Annotated in this window: 11 protein-coding genes; 9 read left to right on the top strand and 2 right to left on the bottom strand. The window is 29.5% G+C overall.

All coding sequences use genetic code 11. From position 1 onward, the window contains the following. Positions 1-40: 40 nt before the first annotated feature. A complete protein-coding gene (locus OLM55_RS04805; RefSeq protein WP_413614317.1) occupies positions 41-1276 on the bottom strand; it encodes a metallophosphoesterase in 1236 nt (411 codons plus the stop codon). A gap of 119 nt (positions 1277-1395) precedes the next feature. On the opposite strand from OLM55_RS04805, the gene polA reads away from it, so the two are divergent. Further along, positions 1396-4248 carry a DNA polymerase I gene (polA, locus tag OLM55_RS04800; protein ID WP_264560280.1) on the top strand — a complete coding sequence of 951 codons (2853 nt, stop codon included), beginning with the start codon at positions 1396-1398 and terminating at the stop codon, positions 4246-4248. 231 nt (positions 4249-4479) lie between these two features. Here the strand turns inward: polA and OLM55_RS04795 are convergent, their stop codons facing one another. After that, on the bottom strand, positions 4480-4689 hold the full coding sequence (locus OLM55_RS04795) for a hypothetical protein (RefSeq protein ID WP_264560279.1): 210 nt from the start codon (positions 4687-4689) through the stop codon (positions 4480-4482). A 130-nt stretch (positions 4690-4819) separates the two neighbouring features. Between OLM55_RS04795 and OLM55_RS04790 the strand changes: the two genes are divergently transcribed. The 8 genes from OLM55_RS04790 (at position 4820) to OLM55_RS04755 (ending at position 13705) form a co-directional block, all read left to right on the top strand. Continuing rightward, positions 4820-5074, top strand: coding sequence for an autorepressor SdpR family transcription factor (locus OLM55_RS04790; protein ID WP_264560278.1), 255 nt, complete (start codon positions 4820-4822; stop codon positions 5072-5074). A 2-nt stretch (positions 5075-5076) separates the two neighbouring features. After that, on the top strand, positions 5077-5721 hold the full coding sequence (locus OLM55_RS04785) for an SdpI family protein (RefSeq protein WP_264560277.1): 645 nt from the start codon (positions 5077-5079) through the stop codon (positions 5719-5721). 31 nt (positions 5722-5752) lie between these two features. Further along, the gene (locus tag OLM55_RS04780; protein WP_264560276.1) at positions 5753-7060 is read left to right on the top strand and encodes a serine hydrolase domain-containing protein; all 1308 of its coding nucleotides are present in this window, start codon (positions 5753-5755) and stop codon (positions 7058-7060) included. 120 nt (positions 7061-7180) lie between these two features. Then, positions 7181-7636 carry a 50S ribosomal protein L13 gene (gene rplM / locus OLM55_RS04775; RefSeq protein ID WP_264560275.1) on the top strand — a complete coding sequence of 152 codons (456 nt, stop codon included), beginning with the start codon at positions 7181-7183 and terminating at the stop codon, positions 7634-7636. Beyond that, positions 7636-8022, top strand: a complete 387-nt coding sequence (rpsI, locus tag OLM55_RS04770; RefSeq protein WP_264560274.1) for a 30S ribosomal protein S9 — start codon at positions 7636-7638, stop codon at positions 8020-8022. The genes rplM and rpsI overlap by 1 nt, the downstream gene beginning before the upstream one ends. 178 nt (positions 8023-8200) lie before the next feature. Then, entirely contained in the window at positions 8201-8962 is a 762-nt protein-coding gene (gene rpsB, locus OLM55_RS04765; RefSeq protein WP_264560273.1) for a 30S ribosomal protein S2, read from the top strand. Between the two features lie 110 nt (positions 8963-9072). Further along, positions 9073-9894 (top strand): translation elongation factor Ts, encoded by an 822-nt coding sequence (gene tsf, locus OLM55_RS04760; RefSeq protein WP_264560272.1) that lies wholly within the window; start codon positions 9073-9075, stop codon positions 9892-9894. A gap of 118 nt (positions 9895-10012) precedes the next feature. Then, positions 10013-13705, top strand: a complete 3693-nt coding sequence (locus OLM55_RS04755) for a TraB/GumN family protein (RefSeq protein WP_264560271.1) — start codon at positions 10013-10015, stop codon at positions 13703-13705. Position 13706 lies beyond the last annotated feature (1 nt).

Raw genomic sequence — 13706 nt, 5'->3', positions numbered from 1 at the left:
AACACTAAAAACAATATACAAATGTACTATTTTTAATGAATTATACTGTTTTTTTAGATTTTTTTAGCTCTAATACGGTAATTTCAGGCATAATCCCTACTCTACCAGGATAAGCATGAAATCCAAAACCTCTGTTCACATATACATATCTTCCCAAGTTATCATACAAGCCAGCCCATTGTTTATAAACATACTGCACCGGACTCCATTTTAACCAACCCGGAATTTCAATTCCAAACTGAAAACCATGTGTATGACCAGAAAGTGTTAGTTGATAGTGCTTTTCATCGTGTTGCACTTCTGAATCCCAATGACTTGGATCGTGACTCATTAATATCTTAAAATCATCTTTGGTTAAACCCTCAGAAGCTTTTGCTAAATCTCCTACTTTTTTAAAATGTTTTCCCCAGTTTTCAACTCCTACGATTGCTAATTCAGAATTTCCTTTTTTGATTTTTAAATTCTCATTCAACAATAATTTAAAATCTATTTGACGATGAATATCTTTTATTGCGTTAAAATTCTCCTCTTTTTCAGCTTCAGAATTCCATTGAAAATATTCTCCATAATCATGATTTCCTAAAACAGAATACTTTCCAAATTTCGGGTTATAAATCCCTTTAAAAGTATCTATCCAAGGATGCATTTCTTTTGCATGCGTATTTACAATATCTCCAGTAAACAAAACCAAATCAGAATTTTGTTCGTTAATTAAATCTATCGCATATTGAATTTTTTCAGAATTATCAAAGCTTCCACTATGAATGTCAGAAATCTGAGTAATAGTTATTCCATCAAAATCATCAGGTAAATCAGGAAAAAATAAAGTTTGCTTAATTACTTTAAAATTATATTTACCAATAGTCATTCCGTACAATAATGATGCAAATGGTATTGCGGCAATTCCAAGAGCAACTTGACTCACAAATTTTCTTCTAGCGGGCAAAAAACTACCTTGGTCGTTATCACCCATAAAACGAATTAATATTCCTTCTAAAAAACGATAAACATCTTCTCCAAATAAAATTAATGTTAAAACAAGTTTTGGAACCATTGTTATAAGCAACAATCCAATAGTAAAAAGAGATTGTTTATTTTGTCCTGCACCTCTATCGTAAGTAGCAATAAAATAAATAATATAACTTAAAATAGCCAATGATACAAAAACGTAAATCCATAAAAAAAGTTTAGTTTTTGTTACAGTTTTAACTACTTGGAACGAATATATTTCAACAATACTCAATAAAAGTAATGGAATAAGCCAACGCATAATAATATTTTTTTTGCAAAGTAAGTAACTCCAATAAAAATAACACTATATATTAATTCAATTTTAACAAAGAAATTTTAAGTAAAGAATTGTATTTTTACGTTTTCGAATCAAATTTATAGTTCATGTCACAAAAACGATTATTTCTACTTGATGCTTATGCTTTAATATTTAGAGGCTATTATGCTTTTATAAAAAACCCAAGAATTAATTCGAAAGGAATGGACACATCTGCCATTATGGGTTTCATGAATTCGTTGATGGATGTAATTAAAAGAGAAAAACCAGATCATTTAGCAGTTGCTTTTGATAAAGGCGGTAGTGATATTAGGAATGAAATGTTCCCAGAATATAAAGCTAACAGAGATGCAACTCCAGAAGCTATAAAAATTGCAGTCCCATACATTCAAGAACTTTTAAGAGCCATGCATATTCCAATTATTGAAGTTGCCGGCTATGAAGCCGATGATTTAATTGGAACTATTGCGAAACAAGCGGAAAAAGAAAATTATCAGGTTTTTATGGTAACGCCTGATAAAGATTTTGCCCAACTAGTTTCTGAAAATATTTTCATGTACAAACCTGCTCGTATGGGTAATGGAATTGAAATTTGGGGCGTACCTGAAGTTTTAGAAAAGTTTGAAATATCAAATCCGTTACAAGTAATTGATTTCCTAGGAATGATGGGCGATTCTGCCGATAACATTCCTGGACTACCTGGCGTTGGAGAAAAAACAGCAAAGAAATTTTTAGCACAATATGGATCAATGGAAAACCTTTTAGCCAACACACACGAGTTGAAAGGAAAAATGAAAGAAAACATTGAAGCCAACAAAGAGAAAGGGATTTTATCAAAAACACTTGCTACCATATTATTAGATTGTCCGGTTCAGTTTGACGAAAAAGACTACGAATTATCAAAACCAGATGTCGAAAAAACAGAAGCACTTTTTCATGAACTAGAATTCAGAAGAATGCAGGAGCAGTTTGACAAGTTATTCAGAGATGGCAACGATTATGATGAAATAAACACAAACGGAAATAGTTCAGCTGAAGAAACTCCAAAACCTGCAAAAAAAGCAGCCCCTAAAAAGGAAGAGCAATTTGATTTATTTGGTTTTACTGATGTAGAAACTTCAAGCGCAACAGAACAATCCTATTATGCAACTTTAGAAAACACCGAGCATTTTTACCAAATCATTCAAGGTGATTTAGCTTTAAAATTACTTTTACAAAATTTAGAAAAACAAAAATCAGTCTGTTTTGATACCGAAACTACTGGCTTAGATGCATTAAATGCCGAATTAGTTGGAATTGCATTTTCTTATGAAAAAGGAAAAGGATTTTATATTCCGTTTCCAGAAAATCAAGAAGAAGCTTTAATTCTTATTGAAAAACTAAAACCTTTCTTTGAAAATGAAAACATTGAAAAAATTGGTCAAAACTTAAAATACGATTTAAAAATATTAGCAAATTATGGTGTTTCTGTAAAAGGAAAATTATTTGACACTATGATTGCGCATTACCTTATTAATCCAGACATGCGTCATAATATGGATATTTTAAGTGAAACGTATTTGAAATATAGTCCAAAAAGCATTGAAGAATTAATAGGAAAAAAAGGGAAGAATCAAAAATCAATGCGAGAAATCGCTGTTGAAGAAGTTAAAGAATATGCTGTTGAAGATGCCGATATTACGTTTCAACTAAAAGAACACTTTCAACCTATTTTAGAAAAAGTAGGTACTAAAAAATTATTCGACGAAATCGAAATTCCTTTAGTGGAAGTTCTAGCTGCGATGGAAAGAGAAGGTATTCGTTTAGATGTTGATTTTTTAAACACTATGTCGAAAGAAATGCAAATTGAAATTGACACTTTTCAAGCTAAAATATTTGAAATTGCTGGAGAAACATTCAATTTAGCTTCTCCAAAACAATTGGGTGATATTTTGTTTGACAAACTTAAAATTGGCGGACCAAAGCAGAAGAAAACAAAGACTGGTCAATATGCAACGGGCGAAGAAATTTTAAGCTATTTGGCTAAAGACAACGAAATTGTTCGTCATATTTTAGAATGGAGACAATTGGTAAAACTACAAAACACATATGTAGATGCGTTACCAAATCAAGTGAATGAAAAAACAGGAAGAGTTCATACCGATTATATGCAAACAGTTGCTGCAACAGGGCGTTTGAGTTCAAACAATCCTAACTTACAAAACATTCCAATTCGTACCGAAAGAGGAAGACAAATTCGTAAAGCGTTTATAGCACGTGATGAAAATTACACTTTACTTGCTGCCGATTATTCCCAAATAGAATTACGTATTATTGCAGCTTTATCAGGAGAAGAAAATATGATTAAAGCCTTCCAAAATGGAGAAGACATTCACAAATCTACCGCTTCAAAAGTATTTAATGTACCGTTAGAAGAAGTTACAAAAGAACAACGTAGTAATGCTAAAACGGTAAACTTCGGAATCATTTATGGGGTTTCTGCTTTTGGCTTAAGTAACCAAACGGATTTATCAAGAAGTGAAAGTGCTGAATTAATTGAAGCGTATTACAAATCGTATCCAAAATTAAGACAATACATTCAAAATCAAATTGATTTTGCAAGAGAAGAAGGTTATGTACAAACCGTTTTAGGAAGACGTCGTTATTTAAAAGACATCAATTCAGCAAATGCTATGGTTCGTGGTGGTGCTGAACGAAATGCTGTTAATGCACCTATTCAAGGTAGTGCTGCTGACATCATCAAAATTGCCATGATTAACATTCATAAACGCTTAGAAAAAGAAAACTGGCAATCAAAAATGCTATTACAAGTACATGATGAACTTGTTTTTGATGTACATAATTCTGAATTAGAAAGAATTCAACCTATGATTAAAGAAGAAATGGAAAACGCCTTTAAACTAGATGTTCCATTAATTGTTGATTTAGGATTAGGAAAAGATTGGCTTCAAGCGCATTAATTTTAGTAATCAGTTTTCAGGAATTGGTAAACAGTAAAAAATGTCACTCCTACGCAGGAGAAATCTCATAATAATTACAATAATGATTAATAAAATCAAATTTATTTTCGAATCTAAAATGTATTTGATTTCAATAATCCCATTATTGTTTTTAATTTTCATAGATAACGTCGCTCATTATGGATATAATAAATCTGTTGGTTGGGCTTTTGAAATCAACGGAATTAGTTACTATTCTATTAATTTTTTCATAAGCTTTATTATAGGGTTTTCATTTTTAGCTTTTATCAAAGCCAAAACAAATTTTATTTTGTCATTTTTATTCTTTTTATCTTTTGTTTTTTTTTGTTTGATACAAGACGGCAACATACAAATAGTTTTTACAGATAAAGTTTTACTATTTATTACTTTACTATTTCTACTGATTTTTATAAATTCCATTTATTTGAAATTTAAATCTCCAAAATAATACATCAAACCCGATACGTTTCAAAACCTATCGGGTTTATTTTTTAAAAACATTTTGCTTTTTAAAAAAGTATTTAGATATTTGTCTAAATATATAATCGTAATGAATACTATCTTCAAAGCCCTTAATGATGAAACAAGAAGAGAAATCTTGGAATTGCTGCGAAAGAAAGAAATGACAGCTGGTGATATTGCAGATAAATTTAATATTTCAAAACCAAGTATTTCTCATCATTTAGACATTTTAAAACAGGCCGATTTAGTAACAAGCGAAAAACAAGGGCAATTTGTAATTTATTCACTAAACACGACAATAGTAGACGATATCTTAAAATGGTTAATAACACTTAAAAAATAATTATGATAAATTTAAAAAAAGAACTTCCATTTATTGCAATAGCATTTTTACCCTTTCTTTATTTAGCTTATATCTGGAACAACTTACCTGATAAAGTTCCAATGCATTGGAATGGTGCTGGCGAAATAGATCGTTATGGAGATAAAAAAGAATTAGTCCTAATGTTAGTCATGCTTGTAGGAATAACCTATTTTGTATTTTTAATAATCCCAAAAATTGATCCAAAAGGTAAATTACAAAACATGGGAAACAAACTCAATACATTAAGAATGGCATTGACCGTTTTCATGTCTGGCTTAGCCATTTTTATTCTATATAGTGCACAACAAAAAAATAGTAATCCGCAATTATTATTTGTTATAATTGGTTTATTCTTCGCTTTTTTAGGAAACTATTTTAAAACCATAAAGCCAAATTATTTTATTGGTATAAAAACACCTTGGACTTTAGAAAACGAAGAAGTTTGGAAAAAAACACATCTTTTAGGAGGTAAAATGTGGTTTATTGGCGGAATTTTTATGGCATTGACCTTTGTACTTCCAAATAAAATTCAAGTTTATACTTTTTTAGGAATCACGGCAATAATAACTATTGTTCCCGTTATTTACTCTTATTTAGAATTTAAAAAAATATCTGTAACAAAATAAAAACAGAAACCTCTAATAAAATAAAAAAATCATGAAAAAAATACTTTTATTATTTGTTTTAGCATTTTCAACAAGTTTAGTTGCGCAAAATCGTTACCATAAAATTGATAGTTTATTGAATTATCTAAATAAAAATGAAAAATTCATGGGCTCTATTTCAATTCGTGAAGGCGATAAAGTCGTTTTTTCAAAAGGATATGGATTTGCAGATGCTGATCAAAAAGTTAAAGCAGACAATACTACTAAATATAAAGTAGGTTCAATTACAAAAATTTTTACGGCTGTAATGACAATGCAATTGATTGAGGAAAAAAAGTTAAGATTAGAAACCAAACTAACAAAATTTTTTCCAAAACTTGAAAATGCAGATAAAATTTCAATCGAAGATTTATTACATCATAGATCAGGAATAAAAGATTACATCAATCAAGATTCACTTACCCAAGAAGAATTAGATTCACCTGATTTAAAGCAAACTATTATAAATAAAATTGTAAACTATAAATCAATTGCAGAACCAAATACTAAGTTTGAATACAGTAACTCCAATTATTATTTATTAGGTAGCATTATTGAAACAATTACAAAAAAATCTTATGCCGAGAATATAGAAAACCGTATCGTTAAAAAAATTGGTTTACAAAACACTTATTATCCTACCGAACAAGTCAATATCTCAAAAAAAGAGAGTTTTTCTTATTTATTTGATGGCGCAAAATGGCAAAAGTATGAAGAATGGAAAAATGATATTGCCTATGCAGCTGGAGCCGTGATTTCAACTCCAAATGACTTAACTGCTTTTTTATATGAACTATTTGAAGGTAAACTAGTCAAAAAAAGTTCATTAGAAAGTATGAAAGAACTAAAAGACAGCTATGGTAAAGCATTAATGCAAATGCCTTTTGGCGAAAGAAAATTTTATGGTCACACTGGCGGAATTGAAAGTTTTCGTTCTGTAGTTGGTTATTATCCATCGGAAAAAGTTGGAATTTCATTAATTGTAAATGGAGATAACTTTAACCGAAATGACATTATGATAGGTATATTAAGTATGTATTATAAAATGCCATTTCCATTTCCAAGTTTTGAAAAAATAAATCCAGAAAAAATTAAAGCAATTTCTGGAGTTTATTCATCTAAAGATATCCCTTTAAAAATTACAATTTTTGAAAAAGACGGAGAGTTATTAGCTCAAGCTACAGGTCAAAGTTCTTTTCCATTGACTCAAAAAAATGAAAACACATTTGTCTTTCAAGCGGCTAGAATTGAAATAGAGTTTGGTGAAAATTCATTTATACTACACCAAGGAGGGCAAAAATTTAATTTTATAAAAGAATAAAGTCAATTACACGAAACAAAACTTGTATAAATTATTGCAATTGGCATTTGTATATCAAATAATTAATTGTACTTTTGCACTCCCTTAATTGGGAATGGAATGTTTAATTAAAATAAAATTATGGACGCATTAAGCTACAAGACTGTGTCAGTAAACAAAGGGACCGTTCAAAAAGAATGGCTTGTTGTAGATGCTGAAGGTCACAACTTAGGTCGTCTTGCTTCAAAAGTTGCAATGCTTTTAAGAGGTAAGTACAAACCAAGTTTTACACCACACGTGGACTGTGGAGATAACATTATCGTTATCAACGCAGAAAAAATTAACCTTACAGGTAACAAATTAGAGGAGAAAACTTACATTCGCCACACTGGTTATCCTGGAGGACAAAGAAGTTTAACTGCTAAAGTTATGCAAGACAAAAACCCTGCATTATTAGTAGAGAAAGCTGTAAAAGGAATGTTACCTAAAAACAAAATAGGTGCTGAATTATTCCGCAATTTAAATGTATTTGTAGGTGCTGAGCATACACACGGAGCTCAAAAACCTAGAACTGTTAATCTAAACGATCTTAAGTAATGGGAACTATTCACAAAATCGGTAGAAGAAAAACCGCAGTTGCTCGTGTTTATGTTTCAGAAGGAACAGGAAAAATCACAGTAAACAAAAAAGAATTTACAACTTATTTCCCAACAGCTACTTTACAATATAAAGTTATGCAGCCGTTAGCAATGACAGAAAATGCAGAAAACTTTGACGTTAAAGTAAATGTTTACGGAGGTGGTTCAACAGGACAAGCAGAAGCTGTAAGAATGGCATTAGCACGCGTTATGTGTGAAGTAGATGCTGAAAACAGATCTGTATTAAAACCAGAAGGATTACTTACAAGAGATCCTAGAATGGTAGAACGTAAAAAATTCGGTCAGAAAAAAGCAAGAAAAAAATTCCAATTCTCGAAACGTTAATATTTCGAATTGGTTTGATTTTTTTTCAACCAAATTTTTACAAATAAAATTGAATTTAAAACACAGTTGTCGATATTCCTTTAATTAAAAAGGGAATTAGTTTAGCATCTAAATTTTCAAGACTAACGCAAGTAACTACTTGAAAATTGCTAATCAACGGAACGTAAACTATTACAAAATGGCAAACAACATAGAAGTTAAAGACTTATTAGAGGCTGGTGTACATTTCGGACACATGACTCGTAAATGGGATCCAAACATGGCTCCTTACATTTATATGGAGCGTAATGGGATCCATATCATAAACTTATACAAAACTGCTGCTAAAATTGAAGAAGCTAATGAAGCTTTGAAAAAAATTGCTGCATCTGGTAGAAAAGTACTTTTCGTAGCTACCAAAAAACAAGCTAAAGATATCGTAGCTGAGAAAGCTGCTGCTTGTAACATGCCTTACATCACTGAAAGATGGCCTGGTGGAATGTTAACTAACTTCGTTACTATTAGAAAAGCTGTTAAAAAAATGGCTTCTATTGATAGAATGAAAAAAGATGGTACATTCTTAACTTTATCTAAAAAAGAACGTTTACAAGTAGATCGTTTACGTGCTAAATTAGAAAAAAACTTAGGTTCTATCGCAGATATGTCAAGATTACCTGCTGCATTATTTGTAGTAGACGTTAAAGCAGAACACATCGCAATTAAAGAAGCTCAAAAGTTAAACATTCCAGTTTTTGCAATGGTTGATACAAACTCGGATCCACGTCCAATTGACTTTGTAATTCCATCAAATGATGATGCTTCTAAATCAATCGATAAAATTCTTTCTCATGTAAGCAACGCTATCATTGAAGGTCTTTCTGACAGAAAAGCGGAAAAAGATGAAGAAGTTGCTCCTAAAGAAGCTGCTCCTAAAAAAGAAACTGCTGAAACAAAAGAATAATAAATCTTTATAAATTCCAAAAGCAAATTCCAACATCAATTTTAGATTTAGTTTAAAATAAAATGGAATTTGCTTTTTGGAATTTTATAATTTAAAATAAAATAAAAGTTATGGCAAATATTACTGCTGCAGACGTAAATAAATTAAGAACAGCTACAGGTGCTGGTATGATGGATTGCAAAAAAGCATTAGTTGAAGCTAATGGTGATTTTGATTTAGCTATCGAAAACCTTCGTAAAAAAGGTCAAAAAGTTGCCGCAAATCGTTCAGATAGAGAATCTACTGAAGGTGCTGCAGTCGCTGTTTTAAACACAGATAACACTGCAGGTGTTGCAATTACATTAAATTGCGAAACTGACTTCGTAGGAAAAAATGATTCATTTGTAAAATTAGCAACAGAAATAGCTAATCAAGCGTTAAAATTTTCAACTAAAGAAGAATTATTAGCTTCAGATTTTAATGGAATTACTGTTTCAGAAAAGTTAATTGAGCAAACAGGTGTTATTGGTGAGAAAATTGAAGTTGGTGCTTTTGAGCGTTTAGAAGGTGCTTTCGTTGGAGCATATGTACACGCTGGAAAAATAGCTACTTTAGTTTCTTTATCTGCAAATGTTGAAGGAGCTGATGAAGCTGCTAAAAACGTTGCAATGCAAGCTGCTGCAATGAACCCAATCGCATTAAACGAAGATGGTGTTGATGCTGCAATCATTGAAAAAGAAATCGAAATTGCAAAAGAGCAATTAAGAGCTGAAGGTAAACCAGAAGCAATGTTAGACAACATTTCTAAAGGAAAAATTCAACGTTTTTACAAAGACAACACTTTGGTAAACCAAGATTATATTAAAGATGGCTCAATGAATGTTGCTGGTTATGTAAAATCTGTAGATTCAGGTTTAACAGTTACAGGATTTAAAAGAGTTGCTTTAGGATAATATCTTAATAATTGAAGACATTTAAGCCTTAATTCTTTTTTTAGAATTAAGGCTTATTTTTTACAACACAATAAAACAAATTGTATATTTGAAAGAAACAATTCAAAAAATATAATTCTTGAAAAAATACATCTTCTTTTTTAGTTTATTTTACTTCACTTCATTTGCACAAGAAAAAAAATACCAAAGTTTATTATGGGAGGTAAGCGGAAATGGCTTACAAAAAAACTCTTATATATATGGTACAATGCACGTAAGTGAAAAAGTTTCTTATCACTTATCTGACGCATTTTACACCCACTTACTAAATGCTGACATAATTGCAAATGAGAGTGAGCCAAGAACCTGGACCGAATTATTTGATTTATTCAGTTTCTATAGTAAATATAGAAAAAACAACGCTTTTTATACCAATTTTTATTTAACACCGTTAAAAAGAGATGAGCTATATTCTTTATTTCAGAGTACTAATTACAATTTAATTGGCCTATTGTCTCGAACAAACGAAACAAATAAAGAATACCAAGAAGAAACCTATTTAGATATGTTTATTTATAGGACGGGAAGAAAATATAATAAAAAAACGATTGGTCTTGAAGATGTTAAAACTTCTACAATTAACATTATGAAAGCAGAAGCCGAAATGGATAATTCTGAAGTAGAAAAAAACTATCAAGCCATTTTAAAAATATTAAAAAATAAACCTTACAACGAAGCACTAGTAGACTTTTATAGAGAAAAAGACTTGGACATGATAGATTCACTAACTGTTTTATCATCTCCAAAAAGTTATTTAAAAGCTTTACTATTCGATAGAAATATCGAAATGGTCACCAATATGGAAATTAACATGAAGCAAGGAAGCTTGTTTAGTGCTATTGGTGCAGCTCATTTACCAGGAAAAAAAGGGGTAATTGAAATGCTTCGCGAAAAAGGATACAAAGTCACTCCTATTTTTGATAATTATACTGAAAAAGGGAAAGCATTAAAAAAGAAAATAGAAGACAACTTTATAAAACCAGAACTGAAACTAAAAACTACTGCAGATGGAATGATAACTTTTCCAGTTTTTGATGTGGTTTTAGAATCTGATGAGAATGTAGAGTCTCCAGATTTAGCAAATGGAGGTTATATTAACTTTAAAAGAACTTATCTAAACGATTTTTTAAACAAAAACAACAAAACCTTTAACCCTAAAACATTAGATAGTTTATTCTACGAAAATATACCTGGAGAAATTATCTCGAAAAAATCATATACTGAAAAAAATTATTTAGTTTATGACATCAAAAACAAAACTAAAACAGGAAACGCACAGCATTACCGTTATTACATAACACCTATAGAAATAATTTCTGTAATGATGGGTGGCGAAGGTGAATACGTGCGCATTTTTGAAGAAGAAATTTATTCTAAAATAGCATTAAAAGAAAATAGTGACTCTTGGGAAATAATTAATCCATTAAAAGGAAGTTTCCAAGTACAAGTTCCTGCATACTATAGCTTTTCTGGTAACAAATCAGACTTAAAAGGCAATGACGATATGAAAATAGTTGCCTATGATAAAAAAGAGGATGCTCATTACGTCTTAATTGAAAAAACACTGCAAGACAATTATAACCTTGAAGACTCAAAATTTGAATTAAAAAGAATTCAATATGAATTTTACAATCAGCATAATTTAGACTCAACTAATACTCATTTTAATAATGAGAATTTCTATTTTACATCAAAATCAACAATTGGTGATAAGAAAATAGAATTAAAAACATTAATGAAAGGAAATAAATACTATTTGCTTGGAACAATAAATGCAAGTAAAGAAAATACCAATAAATTTTTCAACTCATTCCTATTTAAACCAACATTAAACAATGAAGAATACAGAACTTTCAAAGACACTGTTGCTCAATTTAAAATAGAAATTCCAAAAAAACAAAACCAACATTTAGATTTTATTACTGAAAAGAAATATTATAATTCTACTAAGAAAAAAAATTACTTTACTTCAACTTATAAAAATTATGAATTCTTGTCTTCTACAGGAAATTTAATAGAATTAAACTACAACCAATATCACAAATACGAAAGCGAGGTTAGTATTGATTCCATTTGGAAAAATTATAGAAAATTAATAACCAGAAAAAATTCAACAGAAACTAATGAAGATAATGAACATATAAGCGTACTAGATGTAATAGAGAATAATGATTCACATTCTAATTTCGCAGCTTCAAGATGGGATGATATTGTTTTTAGAAATAAAAAAAACGAACCAAAATTAACTATTATTTCTGAAAACATAGAAACCGATTATAAAACAAAAATTAGTACGTTTAATGCTTTGGTTTCAAAAGAAAACTCAAAACAAGCTATAAAGTATAAAGCCGTTTTTAGGGATGGAACTTTTTATGTTTTAAAAACATTAGTAAATAAGGAGTATAAAAATGAAAATTCATTCATTGAAAAAACATTTAATTCTTTTACACTTTTAGATACAGTTTATAAAAACAGTGTTTTTGACAATAAACTGGAAGTTTTCATGAACGACGCCATGAGTTCACATGATAGCATTAGATTTTCAGCTCTAAAATCTATCCATTATTTGACTTTAAAAGAACAAGATTTACAAAAATTTCAATATTTCTTATCTAATTTTAAATTCAACAATGACGAAACTGAAATTTTAGGTGACTTATATGAAAAATTAGGAAGAGTAAAATCTCCAAAAGTAATTCCGTTTTTAGAGAGCGTTTACAAGAAACCAAACGTAAATACAGTATTACAATTATCTGTTTTAAGAGCATTAACTTTTCAAGAAAGCAAAGAAGCTTACAAAAAGATTTTGTCGCTTTTAGAATACGATTTACCCATATCAGACAATAGTTATGAGATAAAAGGATTATTTAACTATTTTGAAACTGATTTAGAAAATAGTCAAGTTTTATTTCCAGATATATTTCAATTTTATAGCATACAAGAATACCATAGTCCAATAATTGAATTTACAAATCAATTAATTAGCAATGAAATGGTAAACTCTAAAAAACTAAAGTCATTCAAAAAAATGCTTTTAACCAATGCAAAATTAGAAGTAAAAAGACTTACCAGTTGGAAAAACAAACAGTTAATTAAAAATGAAGATGAAAACTCTTATGACAACTATGCACCTACATCTGACTTAGAAGATTATTTAAACATATTATATTCATTTAAAAAAGAAAAAACAATTGCAGAATTGTTTAATAAAGCAAGAGATTTAGAAATTGATGAAATAGATTTAGCAATTGCAAAACTTCAGTTAAAAAATGACAAGCATATTGAAAATTCGTTAGCTTTAAAGATTCTAGCAAATCCGAAAATTAAATTTAGAGGAATTCAAATGCTTTATCATACAAAGCAAAGAGAGTTAATTAATAACTTTAATAGTGAAGATATTGCAAAATCTGCCATAAACTATTTTGAAAGTATTGATCCTAAAAAAGATTCTTTGTCAATTTATTCAACTAAGAAAATGAGATTTAATAGCACTGATATTAAATACTACTTCTTCAAAAAAACATCAATTAGCAACGATTCTTATAATTACAATAAAGAAAAAATTACCGGAATTGCTTTTGTTACCAATAATGATAATTTAGTTACAAATGCTTTTCAGGTTTTGGGCGATCAAAGTTATTTAGAAGAAGATGAAATTGATGAAATTATAAAAAAGAAAATTGACGAATCTTTAAATGAAGACCACATAAGAGTAACACATGGAAAACTAAGTGATGCTTTAGAATATGTTGAAGAATATGAAGAATATTAGT

Origin of the sequence: Flavobacterium sp. N2270 (genome assembly GCF_025947225.1) — a bacterium.
In the GTDB taxonomy this organism is placed as follows: domain Bacteria; phylum Bacteroidota; class Bacteroidia; order Flavobacteriales; family Flavobacteriaceae; genus Flavobacterium.
Note: the sequence above shows the minus strand (reverse complement) of the source record. Positions and strands in the feature narration are given on the sequence as shown.

Excerpts from the sequence above, each read along its gene's own strand:
- polA (WP_264560280.1), top strand. The coding sequence starts at position 1,396 with ATGTCACAAAAACGATTATTTCTACTTGATGCTTATGCTTTAATATTT.
- OLM55_RS04795 (WP_264560279.1), bottom strand. The coding sequence starts at position 4,689 with ATGGAATTTATAAAAATCAGTAGAAATAGTAAAGTAATAAATAGTAAA.
- OLM55_RS04790 (WP_264560278.1), top strand. The coding sequence starts at position 4,820 with ATGAATACTATCTTCAAAGCCCTTAATGATGAAACAAGAAGAGAAATC.
- OLM55_RS04785 (WP_264560277.1), top strand. The coding sequence starts at position 5,077 with ATGATAAATTTAAAAAAAGAACTTCCATTTATTGCAATAGCATTTTTA.
- OLM55_RS04780 (WP_264560276.1), top strand. The coding sequence starts at position 5,753 with ATGAAAAAAATACTTTTATTATTTGTTTTAGCATTTTCAACAAGTTTA.
- rplM (WP_264560275.1), top strand. The coding sequence starts at position 7,181 with ATGGACGCATTAAGCTACAAGACTGTGTCAGTAAACAAAGGGACCGTT.
- rpsI (WP_264560274.1), top strand. The coding sequence starts at position 7,636 with ATGGGAACTATTCACAAAATCGGTAGAAGAAAAACCGCAGTTGCTCGT.
- rpsB (WP_264560273.1), top strand. The coding sequence starts at position 8,201 with ATGGCAAACAACATAGAAGTTAAAGACTTATTAGAGGCTGGTGTACAT.
- tsf (WP_264560272.1), top strand. The coding sequence starts at position 9,073 with ATGGCAAATATTACTGCTGCAGACGTAAATAAATTAAGAACAGCTACA.